The organism is Streptomyces sp. NPDC028314 (assembly GCF_055565795.1).
Window position 1 is genome coordinate 423828 of sequence record NZ_JBVHTP010000001.1, and the last position, 20626, is coordinate 444453.

The 20626-nt window shown below is 69.9% G+C and carries 17 protein-coding genes; 9 read left to right on the forward strand and 8 right to left on the reverse strand.

The window, feature by feature from the left end; all coding sequences use genetic code 11:
• Positions 1-114 precede the first annotated feature (114 nt).
• Positions 115-4101 carry an SGNH/GDSL hydrolase family protein gene (locus tag ACZ4TG_RS01965; protein WP_468159361.1) on the forward strand — a complete coding sequence of 1329 codons (3987 nt, stop codon included), beginning with the start codon at positions 115-117 and terminating at the stop codon, positions 4099-4101.
• Between the two features lie 71 nt (positions 4102-4172).
• Positions 4173-4625, forward strand: a complete 453-nt coding sequence (locus tag ACZ4TG_RS01970) for a hypothetical protein (protein ID WP_468159362.1) — start codon at positions 4173-4175, stop codon at positions 4623-4625.
• Positions 4626-4700: 75 nt separating this feature from the next.
• Here the strand turns inward: ACZ4TG_RS01970 and ACZ4TG_RS01975 are convergent, their stop codons facing one another.
• Positions 4701-5288, reverse strand: coding sequence for a TetR/AcrR family transcriptional regulator (locus ACZ4TG_RS01975; RefSeq protein ID WP_468159363.1), 588 nt, complete (start codon positions 5286-5288; stop codon positions 4701-4703).
• Positions 5289-5450: 162 nt separating this feature from the next.
• Between ACZ4TG_RS01975 and ACZ4TG_RS01980 the strand changes: the two genes are divergently transcribed.
• Positions 5451-6410 carry an alpha/beta hydrolase family protein gene (locus ACZ4TG_RS01980; protein WP_468159364.1) on the forward strand — a complete coding sequence of 320 codons (960 nt, stop codon included), beginning with the start codon at positions 5451-5453 and terminating at the stop codon, positions 6408-6410.
• A gap of 85 nt (positions 6411-6495) precedes the next feature.
• On the opposite strand, the gene ACZ4TG_RS01985 is transcribed toward ACZ4TG_RS01980, so the two are convergent.
• From ACZ4TG_RS01985 to ACZ4TG_RS02000, 4 genes are all read right to left on the reverse strand, one after another.
• A complete protein-coding gene (locus tag ACZ4TG_RS01985) occupies positions 6496-7836 on the reverse strand; it encodes an alpha/beta fold hydrolase (protein ID WP_468159365.1) in 1341 nt (446 codons plus the stop codon).
• 137 nt (positions 7837-7973) lie between these two features.
• Positions 7974-8549 (reverse strand): TetR/AcrR family transcriptional regulator, encoded by a 576-nt coding sequence (locus tag ACZ4TG_RS01990; protein WP_468159366.1) that lies wholly within the window; start codon positions 8547-8549, stop codon positions 7974-7976.
• A gap of 118 nt (positions 8550-8667) precedes the next feature.
• Positions 8668-9516, reverse strand: coding sequence for an NmrA family NAD(P)-binding protein (locus ACZ4TG_RS01995; RefSeq protein ID WP_468159367.1), 849 nt, complete (start codon positions 9514-9516; stop codon positions 8668-8670).
• Positions 9513-9938, reverse strand: coding sequence for a nuclear transport factor 2 family protein (locus ACZ4TG_RS02000; protein WP_468159368.1), 426 nt, complete (start codon positions 9936-9938; stop codon positions 9513-9515). Before ACZ4TG_RS02000 ends, ACZ4TG_RS01995 begins: the two co-directional genes overlap by 4 nt.
• Positions 9939-10260: 322 nt before the next feature.
• Between ACZ4TG_RS02000 and ACZ4TG_RS02005 the strand changes: the two genes are divergently transcribed.
• Entirely contained in the window at positions 10261-12096 is a 1836-nt protein-coding gene (locus ACZ4TG_RS02005) for a glycoside hydrolase family 15 protein (protein WP_468159369.1), read from the forward strand.
• 48 nt (positions 12097-12144) lie between these two features.
• Here ACZ4TG_RS02005 and ACZ4TG_RS02010 read toward each other — a convergent pair whose 3' ends face one another.
• Positions 12145-12534, reverse strand: a complete 390-nt coding sequence (locus tag ACZ4TG_RS02010) for a hypothetical protein (RefSeq protein WP_468159370.1) — start codon at positions 12532-12534, stop codon at positions 12145-12147.
• 536 nt (positions 12535-13070) lie between these two features.
• Between ACZ4TG_RS02010 and ACZ4TG_RS02015 the strand changes: the two genes are divergently transcribed.
• The 4 genes from ACZ4TG_RS02015 to ACZ4TG_RS02030 all read left to right on the forward strand — a co-directional run bounded on the left by ACZ4TG_RS02015 (position 13071) and on the right by ACZ4TG_RS02030 (position 16513).
• The gene (locus ACZ4TG_RS02015; RefSeq protein WP_468159371.1) at positions 13071-15305 is read left to right on the forward strand and encodes a catalase; all 2235 of its coding nucleotides are present in this window, start codon (positions 13071-13073) and stop codon (positions 15303-15305) included.
• Positions 15306-15401: 96 nt separating this feature from the next.
• Positions 15402-15608 (forward strand): DUF6479 family protein, encoded by a 207-nt coding sequence (locus ACZ4TG_RS02020; RefSeq protein WP_468159372.1) that lies wholly within the window; start codon positions 15402-15404, stop codon positions 15606-15608.
• 124 nt (positions 15609-15732) lie between these two features.
• A complete protein-coding gene (locus tag ACZ4TG_RS02025; RefSeq protein WP_468159771.1) occupies positions 15733-15918 on the forward strand; it encodes a hydrophobic protein in 186 nt (61 codons plus the stop codon).
• Between the two features lie 226 nt (positions 15919-16144).
• Positions 16145-16513 (forward strand): PRC-barrel domain-containing protein, encoded by a 369-nt coding sequence (locus tag ACZ4TG_RS02030; RefSeq protein ID WP_037896291.1) that lies wholly within the window; start codon positions 16145-16147, stop codon positions 16511-16513.
• A gap of 98 nt (positions 16514-16611) precedes the next feature.
• Here ACZ4TG_RS02030 and ACZ4TG_RS02035 read toward each other — a convergent pair whose 3' ends face one another.
• Positions 16612-17892 carry a preATP grasp domain-containing protein gene (locus ACZ4TG_RS02035; RefSeq protein WP_468159373.1) on the reverse strand — a complete coding sequence of 427 codons (1281 nt, stop codon included), beginning with the start codon at positions 17890-17892 and terminating at the stop codon, positions 16612-16614.
• Positions 17893-18222: 330 nt separating this feature from the next.
• On the opposite strand from ACZ4TG_RS02035, the gene ACZ4TG_RS02040 reads away from it, so the two are divergent.
• Entirely contained in the window at positions 18223-18636 is a 414-nt protein-coding gene (locus ACZ4TG_RS02040; protein ID WP_468159374.1) for a hypothetical protein, read from the forward strand.
• A gap of 86 nt (positions 18637-18722) precedes the next feature.
• Here ACZ4TG_RS02040 and ACZ4TG_RS02045 read toward each other — a convergent pair whose 3' ends face one another.
• Positions 18723-20363, reverse strand: coding sequence for an ABC-F family ATP-binding cassette domain-containing protein (locus tag ACZ4TG_RS02045; RefSeq protein WP_468159375.1), 1641 nt, complete (start codon positions 20361-20363; stop codon positions 18723-18725).
• Positions 20364-20626 lie beyond the last annotated feature (263 nt).

Sequence of the window (20626 nt, forward strand, 5' to 3'; positions counted from 1 at the left end):
GACTCCCACCGACTCCCGCCCGCCGTCGGGTTCTTCCGACCGGGGTGGGCGGGCCGAGCCGTGCCCCAACCGGGCACGGGAAAACGACTCAACGAAAATCGGGGAAACTCTCTCTTGATAGTCAGAAGACGAACACGCATACCCCTGGCCGCCGTTGTGGTCTGCGCCGCCCTGACCGGCGGACTGCTCCAGGCCACACCCGCCATCGCCGCGCCGGCCCCGATCCCCGGACCCAGCGCACCACCGGCGGCTCCTGCCCTGGTCGAGGATCCGGGCAAGAAGCTCGGCAACGACTGGAACACCAGCCCCGACCGCGCGGTGACCGCCGCCGCCGACGCCGACGGCCTGCGCATCCTCGTCGCCGACAGCAGCCAGGCGTACGCGTGGAAGACCGTGGCCACCCTGTCCGAACCGGCACTGCCCGCGGACTCGTGGATCGGCAACCAGTGCGTGATGGACCGCGAGCACGCCGCCGTCGTCTACGCGCCCCGCAGCTTCACGAACAAGCCGGACCTGATGCAGGGCGGTGCGTTCACCGCCATCGTCAACCTGGCGACGGGGCAGGTGACGAAGCTGCCGTTCACCGCGTCGCTGGCCTACTTCGACCCGTCCTGCAACACGACGACGCACACGGCCGCGTTCACCGCCTTCCGGGACATGAACGACCCGGAGTTGACGCATACGCGCGTGCTCACCGTGGACACCGCGGGGAAGACCACGAGCACGGCCGCGGCGAAGGGTGAGATCACCAGCGCGGTCCCGGTGCAGGACGGCGGCACGGTCGCCGCACTCGGCAGCCGCCTGGTCCACCTCGACGGCTCCGGCACGGTGAAGAACCTCGCCGACGCGGACAGCGTCCCGTTCGACATCCGGCCCGCCGCCGACGGGAAGATCGCCTTCGTCGACCGCAAGGGCGACTCCACGGTGAACGCCAAGCTGTTCACCGGGAACGGCAACCCGGCCCCCATCGCCTCGGGCAAGCTCGGCGACCTCGACCTCATGCAGGGCGAGGCGGGCAGGGTCTTCCTCACCGGCCACCCCACGAATACCCCTGCCACGGCGGGAACCGGTGTCACCCACGTCAACGCCCCGGCCGACACCGACGTGTCCTCCCACGGCCGGCTGGCCGTCGAGCCGGTCCTGACCCCCGGCGTCCGTGCCGGCCTGAACCGCGTCAAGAACGCGGGCAAGGACTTCACCAAGACCGAGGAGCCCGCTCCGCAGGCCGCCGCGGCCACCGCCGGCAACGAGCCGGTGACGGTCACGAGCACCGCCACGGCCACCGGGACGAAGCTCAAGCAGAGCGTGCAGCAGGAAGCCGCCGACGGCTCGGGGAGCAAGACGTCTCCGACCCTCGGTGCCGCCTCCGAGACGCAGCCCCAGGCCAAGCGCAGTGCCGCCGCGGCCCCGGCCGCGTTGTCGAACGATCCGACGGACGGCGACCGTTGGTGCGCCGTCTCCCGCAACGACGTCAAGGTGCAGGCGCTGCAGCCGACCTCGAACCAGGTCGAGTGGGCCGTCGACATGGCCGTACGCGGCAACCTGCGCTCCAACTACATCCGGCAGGGCGGCTACCGCAACCAGGCGGGCCTGGTCACCGTCGACCCGCAGGGCCTGTTCCCCCCGCCGGCGCTGAACGGCGGGGGCAAGATCCCCGCCAACGTGCTCCTGGGCATCATGGCCCAGGAGTCGAACCTGTGGCAGGCCGAGTCGGGTGCGATCCCCGGCCAGATGGGCAGCCCGCTGGCCGCCGTGGACGGCTACTACGGCCACAAGGCCGACCCCAATAACCCTGCCGCCTACTGGCAGATCAACTGGGACAAGTCCGACTGCGGCTACGGCGTCGGCCAGGTCACGGACGGCATGCGCATGGCCGGCCACGAGAAGGACAACGAGACCAGCCTGTCCCCGGCCCTGCAGAAGCTCGTCGCGGTCGACTACGCGTCGAACATCGCCGCCTCCATGAAGATCCTCGCCGACAAGTGGAACGAGGTTCACAAGGAGGGCCAGAAGGTCACCGTCAACAACGACGACCCCTCCCTGGTGGAGAACTGGTTCACCGCCGTGTGGAACTACAACCTCGGCTTCAACCCGCCGTCGGAGGCATCGAAGCACGGCGGACACTGGGGCCTCGGCTGGTACAACAACCCGGCCAACCCGCTCTACAAGAAGAGCTGGGGCCACCCGTTCATGAACACGGACGTGGACGGTGCGGAGGCGAACAAGGACGCGGCGCACCCGCAGGACTGGCCGTACGAGGCGAAGGTGATGGGCTGGGCCGCGTGGTCCGTCGACACCGGCTTCTCCTACGCCACCTCGGGCCGTCAGGACTGGCCCGGCGAGTCCGGGTTCTCCTCGGCCGGATTCCGGCCCGCGTGGTGGACCACGATCGCCGACCGCGCGTCCGTCTCCCCGCCTCTCGACACCTTCTGCAACAGCAAGAACAACTGCAACCCCAACACCCCGCCCAACTGCCCGGATGCGGAGTGCTACGCGCAGTACTGGTGGAACCAGCCCAACACCACGTGGAAGGCGAACTGCGCCACCTCCTGCGGCCACGAGTCCATCAAGTACCAGACGCTGGTTTCGGAGCCGGGACGCGGGACGCGCCTGAAGACCGGCACACCGGTCTGCAGCGGGGCACCGTCCGGATCGAAGGTCGTCGCCTCCGTCCCCAGCGGCACCGAAACATGGAGTGACTGCGGCCCGGTCTCCTCGGCGGGCAGCTTCCAGTTCGGCTTCAACCCCGGCACGGAGGGCCGCTACCAGGCGAAGGCGGACCTGCACCAGGTGGGCGGCGGCTACGGCGGGCACTACTGGTACACCCATACCCGCGACGAGGAACACTTCGGCGGCGCCGGCGGATACATGACCATCAACGGCACATGGACCCTCGGCCAGAACCTCAACTGGGCCCGCGTCCTGGTCCATCTCCCCGACACCGGCGCCCAGACCCGGCAGGCCACCTACACCGTCCAGGGCTCGGACAGCACCAGCAAGCAGCGGGTCGTGCTCCAGCGGGCCGGCGGCTGGGTCAGCCTCGGCGTGTTCCACTTCACCGGCACTCCGCAGGTCCAGCTGTCGAACACGACGTCGGACGGCAGGGCCGACGAGGACATCGCCTGGGGTGCGGTCGCCTTCCAGCCCCTCGCGGGCAAGCCGGCCAACTCCGTCACCGCGATGGGCGACTCCTACTCCTCGGGTGAAGGAGCCACAGCGCCGGGCGGCGCGGACCTGTTCCCGGAGACCGACCGCTTCGACAAGCTGAACGACAAGGGCACCGACAAGTGCCACCGTTCCAAGCTGGCGTGGTCGCGGCAGGCGAAGCTTCCGGGCGCCTCCAGCTCGATCGGAGCCATGGCCGACAGCCTCGACGCGCAGATGGACTACCACTTCGTGGCGTGCTCCGGAGCGCGCACCTACAACATCCTCTCCAACGGCCAGTCCAGCGAGGTCGCACAGATCAACGCCGGTTACCTGGACCAGAACACCAGCCTGGTGACACTCAGCGTCGGCGGCAACGACGCGCGCTTCACCGACATCATGAAGAAGTGCATCGACATCCCGATCCCGGCTCTGTCCACGTGCCCGGCCGCGGAGCTGGAGAACATCGATCCCGCCACCGGTGCCAAGACAGGCGGTTCGACGGGTGCCTTGAGGGACTGGGCGCCGAAGTGGCTGCACGACTCGGTACGGCCGCAGATCGTCAAGACACTGAACGCCATCCACGCCAAGGCGCCGAACGCGAAGGTCGTCCTCATGGGCTACCCGCGGCTGGTGGAGAAGGATCACGGCTGTCTTCCCGGTGCCTACGAGGACGGTGAGGCCGAATGGATCCGCACGGTGGCCGACGGTCTCGCGACCGAGATGAAGGGGGCCGCTCAGGACTCCGGAGCGTGGGCGGTCTTCTCCGACCCGCGGAAGAACTTCGACACCAAGGCCATCTGCGGTAACCCCGAGACCATTCACGGCATCGTGGTGTCCGGTCGGGAACAGGCGGACGCCGACCTTCCGAACCCGTCCATGCAATCCTTCCACCCCAAGCCCGCAGGGGCTCGTATCTACGCGGACACCCTGGAACAGACGCTTCAGGGAAAGTGACGGGTAACTGACCCGGGGGCCTGAGTACATGTACTCAGGCCCCCGGCCATCCATGAGGGAAGACTGCAGCCATGAACACCCCACACGCAGAGCCACGGCCCGTCGTACCGAGAGCGGTCGGAGCGGCTGCCACCGGTGCGGTTCTGGCCTTCGGCGCCGTGCTCTTCTTCTCCTGGGTCAAGCATCGCAGCGACCAGGCCTGCGAGAAGACGGACGGACTCTGCTGGACCTGGTGGGACTGGGCGGCCATCCCCCTCGCCCTGACGACCGCCCTGATCATCCTGATGACCGTCTACAAGCGCCTGGACATCGAGCCCCGGATCGCGGTCATCCTGCCGACGATCGTGCTGGCGCCGCTTCCCCTCGTCGCCGCGCAGACGACCGCCGGCTGGTGGGCCGCCACCATCGCGGGTGGAGCGTGGTCATGCTCCCTCGCGCTGGCCGCGTGGGACCGCTACCGGATCCCGGGACTCGCAGCCTCGGCTGCGCTCCTCCTCGCCTCCCTCGTCGTGCTGTACCGCTGACCGATCCGGGTGATGTGGTGGCCGGGTACGAGGAGTTCGGCAGCGCTGCCGTCACCCAGCGCGCGCCGTTCCTGACTACCGGGACCCCAATCCCCGCAGCAGCAGTTCGACCAAGCGGCGCGGGTCGTAGCGGGGATCGCCGTCACGCCCGATGCAGAGGTTGCCGATGCCGCGCATCAGCTCGTAGGCCTGCGTACCGGGCCTGATTTCGCCGGCGCCGGCCGCGGCGTCGAGCAACTGCGCGCAGACGGGCACCAGGCGGTCGAGGAAGTAGGCGTGCAGCGCGTCGAAGCCGCTGCTGTCCGATTGCAGCGCGTTGGCGAGTCCGTGCTTCGTGACCAGGAAGTCGACGAAGAGGTCGACCCACTGACGGAGGGCTGCGAACGGGGAGTCGGCGCCGGCCAGCAGGCTCGGGCCGGCCTCGGCGCACGCCTCGACCTGGTGGCGGTAGACGGCGACGACGAGATCCGCCCTCGTCGGGAAGTGCCGGTAGATCGTCCCCATCCCGACGCCTGCCCTGGCCGCGATCTCACGGATCGGCGCGTCGACGCCCGACGTGACGAACACAGCGGCGGCGGCGTCGAGCAGCACCTGCTGGTTGCGGCGCGCGTCGGCCCGTTTGCTCCGGGCCGGCTCCTCCCCGGCCTGATGTGCAGTGGGCACCACGCTCTCCTCCCGACGCCGTTGACGAAACGGAACAGCGCTCCGTATATTAAACGGAACAACGCTCCGCTTTCAGTCTAGCCGAAGCGCGACGCGCCTTGCCGCCTCGTCCCACCCATCGAACGAGACCGGTGGCAGAGGCCATGGAAGGGAAAACGCATCATGAGTGAACCGACTCGCACAGCCGCAGCGCTCAGCTCGCCCACCCCCGTCCTCTCGGTCAGCCCGGTGGTACTTCCGGCTCCCGGCCGAGCCGTGGACCTTGAGGTGCGCGTCTCCGCGCCCGTGACCGGGAGCGAGCTGCCGGTCATCCTCCTGTCGCACGGCCAGGGATACTCGAACCACCTCTCCTCGCTGAACGGCTACGCACCACTCGCCAACTTCTGGGCGGCGCACGGGTTCGTCGTGATCCAGCCCACCCATCTGAGCTCGACGACACTGCGCCTGGATCCCGACACCCCCGGAGCCCCTCTGTACTGGCGATCGCGGGTGGAGGACATGGTGCGCATCCTCGACCAGCTCGACGTGATCGAGGCCTGCGTCCCACAGCTTCCAGGACGCCTGGACCGGAGCAAGGTCGCCGTAGCCGGGCACTCGATGGGCGGGCACACCGCCAGCCTGCTCCTCGGCGCACGCCTCACCGATCCGTACGACGGAACGGAAGTGGACCTGACCGAACCCCGGATCAAAGCGGGTGTACTCCTTGCCGCGCCCGGCAGGGGTGGCGACGCGCTCACCGAGTTCGTGGCGGAGAACTACCCCTTCTTCTCGGCCACGGACTTCTCCGGGATGACGACGCCCACGCTCGTGGTCGCCGGCGACAAGGACGCCTCGGCCCACCTGACGGTCCGGGGGCCGGACTGGCACACCGATCCGTACGTCCTCTCGCCGGGCCCCAAGTCCCTGCTCACCCTGTTCGACGCAGAGCACGGACTCGGCGGGATCTCCGGTTATGACGTCGCCGAGACCACGGACGAGAGCCCCGGGCGGGTGTCCGCGGTCCAGCGGCTGACCTGGGCCTACCTCCGCACCGAGCTCTACCCCGGAGACGGCGCCTGGCAGGCGGTGAGTGACGCGCTGACGGCCGGACCCGACCCGCTCGGCCGGGTCGAATCCAAGTAGGCCGAAGAGGAAGGCCGGACTCGGCGGCCGCCGACCGGGGGTTGCGGGTCGATCGGCGGGCACGCCGAGGGGCGTGTCGCCGCGGTCAGGCGCGGGCTGCCTGCCTGATCAGGTCGGCGACGGCGTCGGGCTGGGAGACGTACACGGAGTGGCTGCCCGCCACTTCGACGGTCTGGGCTCCGATCCGCTCGGACATCGCGTGCTGGGCCGGGGGCGGGATCATGCGGTCGTCGGTGGCGATCAGGTACCAGGCCCGCTTGGTCCGCCAGGCGGGCTGGGACACCGCGCCGCCCAGGGCGTCAACGCCCCAGGGAACCTGCGAGTCCGCCATGAACCGGGCCTGGGCGGGGGGCAGGTCGCCGGCGAAGGCGTCGGCGAACTCCTCGCGGTCCAGGAACAGGAACCCCTGGTTCGGAGGCAGGATCGGCGGTACCGGGGCTCCCGGCGGGGGGTCGGCGATCAGGGTGCTCACCGACTCGCCCTTGTCGGGGGCGAACGCGGCGATGTACACGAGCGAGGTCACCTTGGGGTGGTTGCCGGCCTCGGTGATCACGACTCCGCCGTAGGAGTGGCCGACCAGGGTCACCGGTCCCGGCATCCCGTCGATCACCTGCTGAGTGGCGGCCACGTCGCCTTCCAGCGAGAGCGTGGGGTTCTGCACGATGGCCACGTCGTAGCCGTCGGCCTTGAGGGCGTCGTAGACCCCCTGCCAGCCGGAGCCGTTCAGCAGGTACGCAGCCCCGGCCACCGCCATGGCCAGTGACCCCTCGCCGGGGGCCGTGCGGCGCGCGTCGTCCAGCAGGTGCGGTACGTCCCGCAGGTCACCGGTGATGTTCGCGCCGGTGTAGGCCGCCTCGGCGAGCCTCCGGGCCCGTTGCGGACCCGGCGGGGTCAGTTCGGCGGCGCGCAGCAGTGCGGCCACCGCGGCCGGCCCGTCGCCGCGGCGGCCGATCACCGCGGCGGCCCGTTCCAGCAGCCGGGCGACCTGTTCGTCCGGGGCTTCCGCGGCCTGAGCCGCATGCCACGCCTGGCGCTCCGGGATCTCCTGCCAGGCGCGGGCCAGCGCACGGTGGGCGCTGCGGCGCTGATCGCTGGTCGACAGCTCCACCACGGCGGCCCGCGTCAGCGGATGCCGGGACCGCACCCCGTTCGGTTCGTCGACGCGGGCCAGCTGGGCACGCTCGGCCGACCCCAGGTGTTTGAGACTGCACCGCCCGGCGGTGGCGCGCCGCAGCACTTGGAGGTCGCCGGTGCCGTCCAACGCGGCGAGCAGCAGCAGGTACCGCGTGGCGGCGGGCAGACCGGTGATGCGGGAGGCGAACGCCGATTGGAAGACGTCGATCCGGTCCAGGTCCGCCGTACGCCCGACCAGCGGTTCGCCGGAGTCGAACACCGCGCTGTCCCCCGCGTAAGAAGGTGGCACCATCAGTGCTCCCGATCGTGAAGGTGGATCGTTGACACCGACAAGATGCGGGGACGGAGCGGAAGTTCGACCGTCCGGGTGTGCCGTGCGTCATGTGGGCGACATCTGCCGCATGAGGCTCATCGTGCCCGGGGCGACCATCACGCGGTGCCGAGGACGTGGTCGACGTAGGCCGCGAGCGAGGACCGCAGACCCTCGGGCGTCATCTTCTGATCGTCGATCAGGTGCGCCACGAGGTCGGCGCGGATGGCGGCCAGCAGGGCGTGCGCGATGAAAGCCGCGTCGAGGACGCCGGGGACCTGCTCCAGTGCCGCGCGCAGGATGTCGTGCCACCAGCCGTAGTGCTCGGCCTGGTAGGGGCTGCTGAGCCCCGCGTCCTCCGCCGCCGACATCAGGTTCCGGTTGTCGATCTTGAAGCGCAGTGACGCGTCGAGGAGGTCCAGCACCCGCTGCCGGGGGGATGATCCGGGTGCCTCCTGCGCCTCCCGCACGGCTTGCTGCAGGGGTTCCAGCCGGGAGGCGATCACGGCGCCGATCAGGCCGGCTCGGTCACCGAAGCGCCGGAAGAGGGTTCCCTTGCCCACCCCCGCGGCCGCGGCGATCTCGTCCATCGACACGCCCTGGGGGCTGCTGCTCGCGGCGAAGAGGGCGTCGGCGGCAGCCAGTACGGCTTCTCGGTTGCGCAGGGCATCTGCGCGCTCTGTGCGCGGGGCCACGGGTCCTCCTTGGTCTCCGGCCCGTTCGGGGGCCCCGGAACGGCTTGTGGTGTCCGGAGACTTCGCATCGTCGGTCAGTCGAAGATACGCGCTACCGCGAGCCGGGACGCCAGCCGTCTTACGCCATCTCCCTTTCGACGAAGCCGCGGAAGGTGCCCGCGGGGCGACCGGTGAGGCGCTCGACGGTGTCCGAGGTGCGGTCCTCGGCGCCGTCGGCGATGGCCCGGTCCATACCGGCCAGCATGGTGGCGAACTCCAGCGGTATCTCGGCCGCCCAGCGGTCGCGCAGCTGCTCGAAGGTCAGACGCCGGTGCACGACGGACCGGCCGGTGCCCTCGGTGATGATCGCGGCGACCTCGTCATAGCTCAGCGCCCGCGGCCCGGTCAGGATCAGGTCGGTATCGGGGGCCTGCGCGTCGATCAGTGCGCGTACGGCGACGGCGGCGATGTCCTCGGCGTCTACGAACCCGACGCGGCCGTCTCCCGCGGCCGTCCGGATGGCGCCGTCCTCACGGATGGTGCGCGCGTGCGGGGCGGCTCCGGTGAAGTTCTGCATGAACCAGGAGGGCCGCAGAACCGCCCACTGCTCGAACAGACCGGGCAGGGCTTGATGCACCTGTCCCACCGCGGGACCGCCCGCGGGTATCGCCGATGAGCTGAGCAGCACCGCCCGGCGCGCGCCCGCCGCACGGGCCTCGCGGAGGAAGGGCAGCATGACCGCGGCCGGGTCCGACGAGCCGACGGGCGGGACGAGGTAGATGCTCTCGACGCCGACCAGGGCACCGCCCCAGGTCGCGGGCTCGTGCCAGTCGAAGCGGACCGCCTGCGCACCATCCACCGGGGAGGCGCTCCGGCCGGCCGCCTTGACGTGGTGTCCCTCGGCGATCAGCCCGGCGGCGACACGGCGGCCGGTGGTGCCGGTGGCCCCGATGACCAGGGTGGCGTCGAGTGCACTCGGGTCACTCATCGGCCCGCTCCTGCGAAGTCGGCGCCGGGCTGCTGAACGGCGAGGGGGTTCCAGTAGTCGCGGTAGGAGGCGATGTGCCCGTCCTTGACCGTGACCACGGCGATGTACGTCATGTCGAAGGGGGCGTCGGTCTCCACCAGGCGACCGGTCCCCCGCATCTCGACCACGATCGTCTCCGGGGCGGCCGTCTGATGGATCTTCACGTCGGGGAAGTCGTGGAGGTCGATGTGGTCGGGGTAGTGGCACATGTAGTCGGCGATGGCCTGGCGACCCTCCAGCCGCTCGGGCCACCCCGGAGGAGCGAAGGGGAACTCCAGGACGCCGCTCTCGTCCCACAGGTCCACCCAGGCGGGTATGTCCTTCTCCAGCAGCAGCCGCAGGCCGTGGCGGTAGAGCTCCGCGGCCGGAGTGGGGATCGTCATGGTCAGGGTTTCCGTCCTGCTCGAAGGTGCAGCGGTTCCGGCCCGCCGGATTGCGGCACGCCGTCACGCGAAGTGGGCGGCGCGGCGCCTCGCGACGGGCACCCGCCCAACAAACGGACCGTCGGTCCGTATCCCTGAACATACGGACCATCAGTCCGCTTTGCAAGCCCGACGCCGCGAGGCAGGATCCGCCGGGTGCTGCTCGCCCTCAGTCCGCCGAGTCCTGTCCGCGCGGCTCCGTCAGAGCCTCGCCTCACATAGCGGTCTAGCATGAGAGCGAGGCTTCATCTCCAGGCCCGGGCCGCAGCGGCAGGAGGCCGGTATGGCGTTCGACGCGACTGGTTTCGAGCAGGCGGACGGCCGCCGCTACATCCCGATCTCCGATCACGGCCTGATCGGCGATCTTCGTACGACCGCCCTGGTCGGCACGAACGGCACCATCGACTGGTACTGCTGCCCGCGCTTCGACGCGCCCAGCGTCTTCGGGTCCATCCTCGACGCCGACCGGGGCGGGTCGTTCGAGTTGGCCGCCGAGGTCCCGACCCGCACCAGGCAGTTCTACTTCCCCGACACGAACGTGCTGATCACACGGTTCTTCGCCGCGGACGGGGTGGCGGAGATCCAGGACTTCATGCCCGTGGTCGACGAGTCGCGCGAGGCGTCGCGGCACCGGCTGATCCGGCGGGTGATCTGCGTCCGCGGAACCCTCCCCTTCAAGGCGCGGATCGCTCCCCGCTTCGGCTACGGCGCCGAAGCGCACACCACGCACCTCGAAGGCCACACGGCGGTGTTCCGCTCCCCGTCACTGACGCTCGCGCTGACCGCCACCGCGCCCCTGGAAGCCGACGGCCCGGACGTGTGGTCGCACTTCAAGCTCCTTGAGGGCGAGTCCCACGTGTTCGCCCTCGACCAGATCGGCGACGGCGTGCCGCCCCGGTCGTGCCCGCGTGCCGAGGCGCAGGAACAGGCCGACGCGACCGTCCGGTTCTGGCGCCACTGGCTGGCCGGCTCGCGCTACCACGGGCGGTGGCGGGAGATGGTGAACCGCTCCGCGCTGGTGCTGAAGCTGCTCACCTACGCGCCGACCGGTGCGATCGTCGCCGCACCCACCACCAGCCTGCCCGAGCAGATCGGCGGCGAACGCAACTGGGACTACCGCTATGTCTGGGTCCGCGACGCCGCCTTCTGCGTGTACGCGATGCTGCGCCTGGGGTTCACCTCGGAGGCCGAGGCGTTCATGGGGTTCATCTCCGAGCGGGGCATCCTGCGGGGCATGGGGGAGACCGGTCCGTTGCAGATCATGTACGGCATCGACGGGCGTACCGAGCTGCCCGAATATCAGCTTCCGCACCTGGAGGGATACCTCGGCTCCGCGCCGGTCCGGGTGGGCAACGCCGCCACCGGCCAGCTCCAGCTGGACATCTACGGCGCGCTGATCGACTCGATCTACCTCTACGACAAGTGGGGGCAGCCGATCAGCAGTGACCGCTGGGACGAGGTCGGTGCCGTGGTGGACTGGCTGTGCGAGCACTGGGACCAGCCCGACGAGGGGGTGTGGGAGACGAGGGCGGGCCGGCGGAACTTCGTGTACTCGCGGCTGATGTGCTGGGTGGCGCTGGAGCGCGCGATGCGCTTGGCGAACCACCGCGGCCTGCCGGCGGACCTGCCCCGCTGGCGGGAGTCCCGGGACGCGATCTACCGGCAGATCATGCGGCGCGGCTGGTCGGCCGAGCGGGGGGCGTTCGTCCAGGGGCTGGACGACCACGTGCTGGACGCCTCGCTGCTGATGATGCCGATGGCCAAGTTCATCTCGCCCACCGACCCCAAGTGGCTCTCCACCCTGGACGCCCTCACCGCGGACCTGGTCTCCGACTCGCTGGTGTACCGCTACGACCCGATCGCCAGCCCGGACGGCCTGCACGGTCCCGAGGGCACCTTCTCGATCTGCTCGTTCTGGTACGTGGAGGCGCTGGCCCGCGCCGGCCGGCTGGAGGAGGCCAGGCTGGCTTTCGAGAAGATGCTCACCTACGCGAACCACCTCGGCCTCTTCGCGGAGGAGATCGGCCCGACCGGTGAACAGCTGGGCAACTTCCCCCAGGCCTTCACCCACCTCTCGCTGATCAGCGCCGCCTTCAACCTCGACCGCGCGCTGGGCTGACGCGGCATCACCGCGGGGGCATCACCGCCGGGGGTGGGTAAAACGCCGCTACCCTGCGCTGCGCTTGCCGGGCGGGTCCTGAGGGTCCACTCCCGTCGTGGCGGAGGCGTCCTTCGTTCCGCTGGGCCGTTGGGAGCGGCCGCGGGGGCCCAGGTCGTGCATGCCCTTCTCCCCGGAGCCCTTGCTCTGGTCCTCGCCTCGTCTGCCGTGGCTCTTGACCGGCTTGCCGTGGGGGTTTCCGGCCTCTTCTTTGGAAACCGTCCGGCCGGGGCCCTTGGCCGGGGCGTACTCGTCCGGGTGGAAGGAACGGTGGGCGCTCGGGTTGTCCTGCTGACGGGTCTCGTCCACATCCGGCGACCAGCCGTGCTGCTTGGTGCCCTCGTGGGGACTCGGACCCTTGCCGTGCTTCGGCTGGGACGGCTTCGGCTGCTTCGTCATGGCCTGGCCTGCTGTCTGTCTTGGGAGGGACGCGCACCAGTACCGGCGCGTCTGCCGTTGGTCTTCTCATCGTCCCACCGTCCGCCGAAGCGGTCGCGTCGGCTCCAGCGCCGGGAATCCGAAGCGGACCCGATCAGCCCCCAGCAGCGGGCATTGCTCGGGCCCGGCCTTACGGCCGCCTCCGATACCAGGATGGACCGGTTCGCCCGGCTTGCATCGAGAGCCTCAGCGCGCCAGTGGCCTTCGTTTCGCTGATCGAGGAGGACAGGCAGATCCTGCCCGGACTGATCGGCCATAGCGGCGCAGAGACGACAGCGCGCTCCACACACACGCCGGCCGACTGGGCCAAATGGGATGAATGGGGCCCTATTACGTCATCAAAGGCGAGTGCGCGGGTAGCTGGACACATGAACCCCCGCTTCCCCGCGGGCCCCATCCGCGGTCAGGAGAGCACGCCCGCGGGCCTCATCGAGGCATCGCCATAGCCTCCACCACCTGCCTCCATCACCGCGTCGGCGCCCATAAGGAGAACGACCATGACGAAGCAGCAGCCGGCAGAAGACGCCGCCAGGAACGAGCTGCCGGGCCGGCCGGGCCCGGTACCCCCGCCCGTGGCAGAGCCCACGCAGCCGGGGGAACCGCTGCCCCCGAAACCGGACCAGGACGGCCCCGAGACGGTGAGCCCCACCGGGCAGCCCACCGGGGCGGACCAGGCCCGCGTGGCGCAGAGCGGCGCGTACCTGACCACCGCCCAGGGCACGCGTCTGCCGGACACCGATCATTCGCTCAAGGCCGGAGCGCGCGGGCCGGTACTCCTCCAGGACCACCACCTGCGCGAGAAGATCACACACTTCGACCACGAGCGGATCCCGGAGCGAGTGGTTCACGCACGGGGCGCCGCAGCCCACGGCGTCTTCCAGGGGTACGGCACGGCGGGCGAGGTGTCCAAGGCGGCGTTCCTCGCCAAGGACGTGGAGACGCCCGTGTTCGTCAGGTTCTCCACCGTCCTCGGCTCGCGCGGTTCGGCCGACACCGTGCGCGACACCCGCGGTTTCGCGACGAAGTTCTACACCGAAGAGGGCACCTTCGACCTGGTCGGCAACAACATCCCGGTGTTCTTCATCCAGGACGCGATCAAATTCCCCGACGTGATCCATGCCGCGAAGCCGCATCCGGACCGGGAGATCCCGCAGGCGCAGAGCGCGCACGACACGTTCTGGGACTTCGTGTCCCTGCACACCGAGGCCACCCACCACACCCTCTGGAACATGTCCGACCGCGGTATCCCCCGGTCGTTCCGGATGATGGAGGGCTTCGGAGTCCACACCTTCCGGCTGGTGAACACGGCCGACGAGAGCGTGCTGGTGAAGTTCCACTGGAAGCCGAGACTCGGCGTGCACTCCCTGGTCTGGGAGGAAGCGCAGCTGATCAACGGAATGGACCCCGACTTCCACCGCCGCGACCTCTTCGACGCCATCGAATCCGGCGCCTTCCCCCAGTGGGAGCTGGGCATCCAGGTCTTCCCCGACGTCCCGGAGCAGACCTTCGAGGGCATCGACCTCCTCGACCCGACGAAGATCGTCCCGGAGGAGCTCGCGCCGGTCCAGCCCATCGGGCTGATGACCTTGAACGCGAACACGAAGAACTACTTCGCCGAGACGGAGCAGGTCGCCTTCCACCCCGGCCACCTGGTGCCCGGCATCGACGTCACCGACGACCCGCTGCTCGCGGGGCGGCTCTTCTCCTACCTCGACACACAGATCAGCCGGCTCGGCGGCCCGAACTTCGGGCAGATCCCGGTCAACCGGCCGCACGCACCCGTCAATGACATGCTCCGGGACGGCATGCACCAGAGCGCCGTCCACACGGGCGTCGCCCCCTATCGGCCCAACAGCCTCGACGGAGGCTGCCCCTTCCTCGCCGGAGCCGATACGGCCGCCTTCATCGAGACGCCCGTCACCGTCCCCGAGGCGAGCAAGGTACGTGAGGTGCCCGCCTCGTTCTCGGACCACTTCACCCAGCCGCGCCTCTTCTGGCTCAGCATGACCCCGCCCGAACGCGAACACATCATCGCCGCCTACACCTTCGAACTGAACAAGTGCTACGAGCAGGCCATCAAGGAACGCACCCTCAAGGTGCTGGCCAACATCGATCCGCAGCTCTGCGAGCAGGTCGCCGCAGGCCTCGGGCTGCCGGTCCCCGCGGCCACCGTGCCGCTCGTCGCGGCCGACCCCAGCCCCGCCCTCTCCCAGATGGGCGGTACCTGGCCGACCGACGGCCGCGTCATCGGCGTCATCGCCGACGCCGCCTGCGACCTGGACGGCGTACGGACCGCCCGGCAGGCCGTCCTCGACGCCGGCATGGTGCCCCTCGTCATCGCCCCGACCGGCGGCGCCCTCGACCCCGACGGCGACCCGATCGCCATCCAGCGGACCTACGCCACCGCCCGGTCCGTCGAGTTCGACGCTCTCCTCCTGGCAGGGGAGCCCCAAGCGGGCGCAGACGCCTACGGCGCCCGCGACGCCAAGGCCGGAACCGCTCAGCCCCCGCAAGCCCCCGACCCGCGCGTCCTGCTGCTCCTCACCGAGGCGTACCGCCACGGGAAGGCCATCGGCGGCTGGAACGGCGCCGAGCACCTCCTCGAAACGTGCGGCATCGGAGCGACTGAGCCGGGCATCGCCACGGGCGACAGCAGCACGGCGATCGTCCGGGAGCTGACGCAGGCGCTGGGCGAGCACCGCGCATGGGACCGCTTCCCCGCCGACCTCTGAGGCCGACCGCCGGGGGCGCCGAACCGCGCACGCACACCAACCGATATAACCCGTTCGGCGTCTGATAGGTCCGTGAATCGCGGGTATGCGCCGCGCATGACTGCTATCGAAACACTCGCGGCCGAAGGCCAGGCCTCGCTCTTCCTCATCTCGGCCGGAGTGGTCCTGGTCGTCCTTCTGATCGGTGCCTTCTGGTACGGGAGCCGGCGCAGGCGCCGGGAGGCACCCCCAGCCGAGCAGAACCCTGCCGCACAGCGCCGCGAGGACTCCTGGCAGACCCCGGAAGACCGCTCCTCCGAGTGACCGGTCGGGCCAGGCGGCGTAAGGCAGTCTCCCCAACCGCGGGATACCGGCGAACTCTTCTGCCCAGCCGTCCGGCTAAAAAACGAATAAGAATCGAATGCATGTCCCGGATGCGGTAGGGCAGATGATGCCTCGGAGGTTGATAACTATGGTTCCCCTGCTTCTCGTTCTTCTGCTGGCCCTGATCCTCTTCGGCGCGGGTTTCGCGGTGAAGATTCTCTGGTGGGTGGCTATCGCAGTCCTGATCCTGTGGCTGATCGGTTTCGTCGCCCGCCCGAAGGGCGGTAGCGGCCGCTGGTACCGCTGGTAGCGGTGCGGCAAGAGCGCAGTTGAGGCGCTGCGCGGCCGTCGCCGACCGTCCTGGTCCCGGATTCGATTCGGGCGTATGAAGGTTCGGGCGTATGAAGCGGTGAATTCGGGGCATGCGAAGCCAAGGCGGAACGCATGACCCGCCGCGCACGACGTACGGAACACGGAGGATCGGTGGAGAATTCCTTTCTCTGCCTCCCCCATTGACCGGAGGAGTTGTTTTTCGCGTGACTGAACATGTGTGGAGTTACCAGCCGACCTCGGGCCACCTGGCCGGTACGGACCTGACCGGCTACAAGGTCGAGGCGACCGACGGGAGCATCGGCAAGGTCGACAAGCACTCCGACGAGGTCGGTGACGCCTACCTGGTCGTGGACACCGGTGTCTGGATCTTCGGCAAGGAGGTCCTGCTGCCGGCGAGCACGGTCGTCAGGATCGACCCGGAGGACAAGAAGGTCTTCGTCGACCGCACCAAGGAACAGATCAAGGACGCCCCCGAGTTCCACCGGGACAAGCACCTCGGCGACGCCGGCTACCGGGAGGAGCTGGGCACGTACTACGGCACCGGCGCCCCCTTCGGCGGCCGCCCCGCCTGATAGCGCTCCCGCACGACGAAGCCGGTCCCGGCACCCTCACTGGGTGCCGGGACCGGCTTCGTCGTGGCCGGCGCGGGAAACCCGCGGCCCGATCAGGGTCAGCCGGCCTCGAATCCGAAGACCTCGGCCAACGCGGCTTCCTGCTCCTCCACGTCCCCGGTACTCCGGGCGATCAGCGCGTACCGCCAGGATCGGCCGTCGGGCGGCGTGTCCGCGTAGAGGACCACGCCCTCGCCGCGCTCCGGATCGAACGCGAGGCGCGATGTACGCAGCCGGGCAAGGGCTCCTTCGAAGCCCATGGGGCTGCGTGTCCAGCCCTTCGACACCGACCATGCCGGGTGCGCGTTGGCCGATTCCGCGGTCAGCCGGGTGACCATGGCGTGGGGGGTGGTGGTGGCCGTACGGCGGATGTTGCTCTCACTCGCGTACGCGACGCCGTCCGCGTCCACCAGCGCGTCGAGCCCGAAGGGGCCGACGTAGCCGTGGTCGGCCAGGTGACGGCCCAGGGCCGTCCCCCACTCCTCCAGCTCGTCGGCCACGCGCGCGCAGGACGCCGGCAGCGGGGAGACGTATCCCGTGAAGGAGCCCTGAGCCGTACGCATCGCACCGCTGAAGAGCGCGTTCGTCCCCGAGGTGGTGACCTCCAGCTGGATGCTGACCGATTCGGCCACGTCAAGGCACTCCTCCACCACCCACATGCCCTCGGGTCCCCCGACGGTGTCGAGCGCCAGGGTCGCCCCGCCCCCCAGGTCCTCACGGGACACGAAGCGCATCCCGTGCCCTCCCGCCGAACGGTCGGGCTTCACCACGACGCGCTCGTGGTCCCGCAGGAGCTCACGGGCCACGGCTTCGACCTCCGGGCGCCTGCACACGCGTCCCGTCGGCAGCCGCATGCCCAGTTGCCCGGCCGTCTCGCGGAAGCCGGTCTTCGTGTTGAGCAGCATGGTCATCTTCAAGGCGGCCTCGGCAGCCTCGACCGTGGGGTAGGGATGGACCGCGAGGCCGACGTCCCGGGCGAACGCGATCGCTGACGCGTCCAGCGCCGTCGGCAGCAGCGCGGCACCCCGGTCTCCGGCGAGTTCCCTGACACGCTCGACGAGTCCGGCCTCGCGCACCGCCCGCGCCAACGGGACGGCTCCGGCGGGGGGCACCTCGACGACCGCCACCGTTTCCGGGGGCACCCCCGTCAGGTCGTACACGTAGCGCAAGAACTCTCTGCTCAGGGGCACGGGCGTGACCAGTACGTCCCCGGGCCGCAGCAGCCACGCCTTCCGCGGCGCCTGCTGGGCCCATCGGGTCAGGATCTGCCCCTCGTTGAGGTCCACCGCCAGGTCCGAGAGAAAGTTCGCGAACACAACGAACGGGCCCGTTCCAGTCACCCCTGCTCCTCCGCTCCGCCTCGCGGCCGCCCACGGCCCCGCCCCATCATCCGGGCACCAGGCTGCCAGTCGTCCCGTCGACCGTTGTACACCGGAGCTCACCTCGTCAGCCGCTCCGACTCTCACCGCGTTCCGATGCAGTGCAATTCCTCGAAAGCGGGTTGAACTTCGAGGTCGTGGGCAGCAGCGTGCGGCGGGCCCGGATCGGACGACCCGCACAGGGGGTGCGGGGTTTCGCCCCGCACCGCCCAGTGCGAGTCCCAGCCGATTCCGATTCCGTGACAGGTTTGCCCAAGTCCCGTGAACGCTCGACCGCCGAGGGGTGTAGCTGTGTCCGACACAAGCGTGGCGACGCTGGCTCTGTACTACCGCGACGAGGGACCCGTGCTCGTGGCATTGGGCGGGACCTCGATTCCCGCCCGGCTCGACGTCGTCGATCCCTCGGGGCGGATCGTGGCCGTGTACGAGGTCGGCGCGCCCACCGAATCCGGCTCCGCCGACCCCGACACCGAAGGCGCTTTCGGCCCCGACGACGTGATCGAGGTGTCCGCAGGCGCCGACATCGAGTTCATCGCGCTGGAGCGCGACGCCGGCGGAGCGTACTTCGTCAGAGCGGCGGTCGGCGGTCGCGAGCAGCTGTTCGCGGCCACGGTGAACACCGTCACCGGCAAGGTCCTCTACGACGCCGGCGGAACACCGGCGGTCCGGCCCGCCCCGGCGAGCGGGGTGGTCACCATCCTGTGAGGCGGGGGCCCGCACGAGCCCCTCCAGCCGGATCCGGAGGGGCGGTAGGCGGCGCCGCCGGGGCCCGGACGCGCGCGGGTCCGTGGTCAGCTGCGGACGCGGTTGACCCGGCCCTCGTCCCACACCGGTTCGTCCGCCTCCACCACCCGGCCGTCCTCCCGGAAGACCAGGAACCGGCTGAACACCCTGGCGAACCAGCGGTCATGGGTCACCGCCACCACCGTTCCGGTGAAGCCGGCCAGGGCCTGTTCCAAGGCCTCGGCCGAGATCAGGTCGAGGTTGTCGGTCGGTTCGTCCAGCAACAGCAGTGTCGCGCCCGCGAGTTCCAGCAGCAGGACTTGAAAACGTGCCTGCTGACCACCCGACAGGGTCTCGAAGTTCTGACGGCCGGCGCCCGCCAGGCCGTAGCGGCTCAGGGCCGACATGGCGCCCTGAAGGTCCAGTCCGGGGCGGTCGCCCTCGCCGGCGCCGAGGATGTCGGCCGGCGTCCGGCCGGCCCATTCCGGATGCCGGTGCGTCTGGGCGAACAGCCCGGGCCGGACACGAGCGCCCAGCCTGCACTCCCCGGTGTGCGCCACGCTCGTGTCCGCGTCCACGGAGACCTCGTCCAGCAGGCGCAGGAAGTGGCTCTTGCCGGATCCGTTCGAACCGAGCACGCAGACCCGGTCGCCGAAGAACACCTCCAGGTCGAACGGCCTCATCAGGCCGGTGAGTTCGAGGTTTCGGCAGGTGATCGCACGGATGCCGGTCCGACCGCCGCGCAGGTCCGGTGCCACCCGCTGTCGGCGCGGCGGCGCGGGCGGCGGCCCGACTGCCTCGAACTTCGCCAGTCTCGTCTGGGCCGCGTGGTAGCGGGAAGCCATCTCGTCACTGATGGAAGACTGTTGGCGCAAGGTCCGGACCAGCTCCTTGAGCTGCTCGTGCTTCTCGCTCCAGCGCTGCCGCAGCTCCGCCGCACGCTGCCAGCGAGCCTCACGGGCCTCACCCCAAGTGGCGAATCCGCCGCCGTGGGTCCAGGCCGTTCCGCCCTCCAGCGTCACGACCTGGCCTGCCGTGCGGCTCAGCACCTCACGGTCGTGGGTGATCAACAGCACGCCCTGCCGGGACTGGGTGAGCTGCTCCTCGAGCCAGCGCTTTCCCGGAACATCCAGATAGTTGTCCGGTTCGTCCAGCAGGAGCAGTTCGGCCGGTCCCCGCAGCAGGGCCTCCAGGACGAGCCGCTTCTGCTCGCCGCCGGACAGCGTCGTCACCTCCCGGAACTGCGCGGCCTGGAAGGGGACGCCGAGCGCGGCCACCGTCACCGTGTCCCAGAGCACCTCGTGGTCGTACCCTCCCGCCTCGCCCCAGTCCACCAGGGCCTGGGCGTAGCGGAGCTGGGTGCGCTCGTCGTCGGCCTCCATCATGGCCAGCTCGGCCGCGTCGAGGGCGGCGGCCGCTCTCCGCAGGGGCGGCGGCGCGACGGTGAGCAGGAGGTCCCGGACGGTGCGGTCGTCGCGCAGGCTGCCGATGAACTGCGGCATGACCGCGACGGCGCCCTGGCTTCGGAACGATCCCTGCTGCGCCGGGATTTCGCCCGTGAGCGTGCGCAGGAGAGTGGTCTTGCCCGCACCGTTGTCGCCGATGAGCGCGACCGTTTGACCTGCCGGTACCCGGAATGAGACGTCACGGAACAGTTCGCGACCATCGGGGAGAACGTGACCGAGGGAGACGGCTTCGAGGTAGCCCATGGAGCAGATGCTAGCGGCCGAGCACTCGGGAGGCGATTCAGTTCCGGCGGCCCGCCCGATGGATTTCCGATCTTATGACGAGTCTTCAATTCTTTTTCTTCGACTGATACTTATTCGCCTGATCGGGCTATTCACCCGCCGGTTTCCATACGGCGCCGATTCCTTGCATCATGCACCGGCCGTACGGGAGGGTTGTGCTCGAAAGAAGCTTCGGGGAGGGACCATGCGCTCTCACCCGGGGCGACCTTGCGCCTGCGTGTATG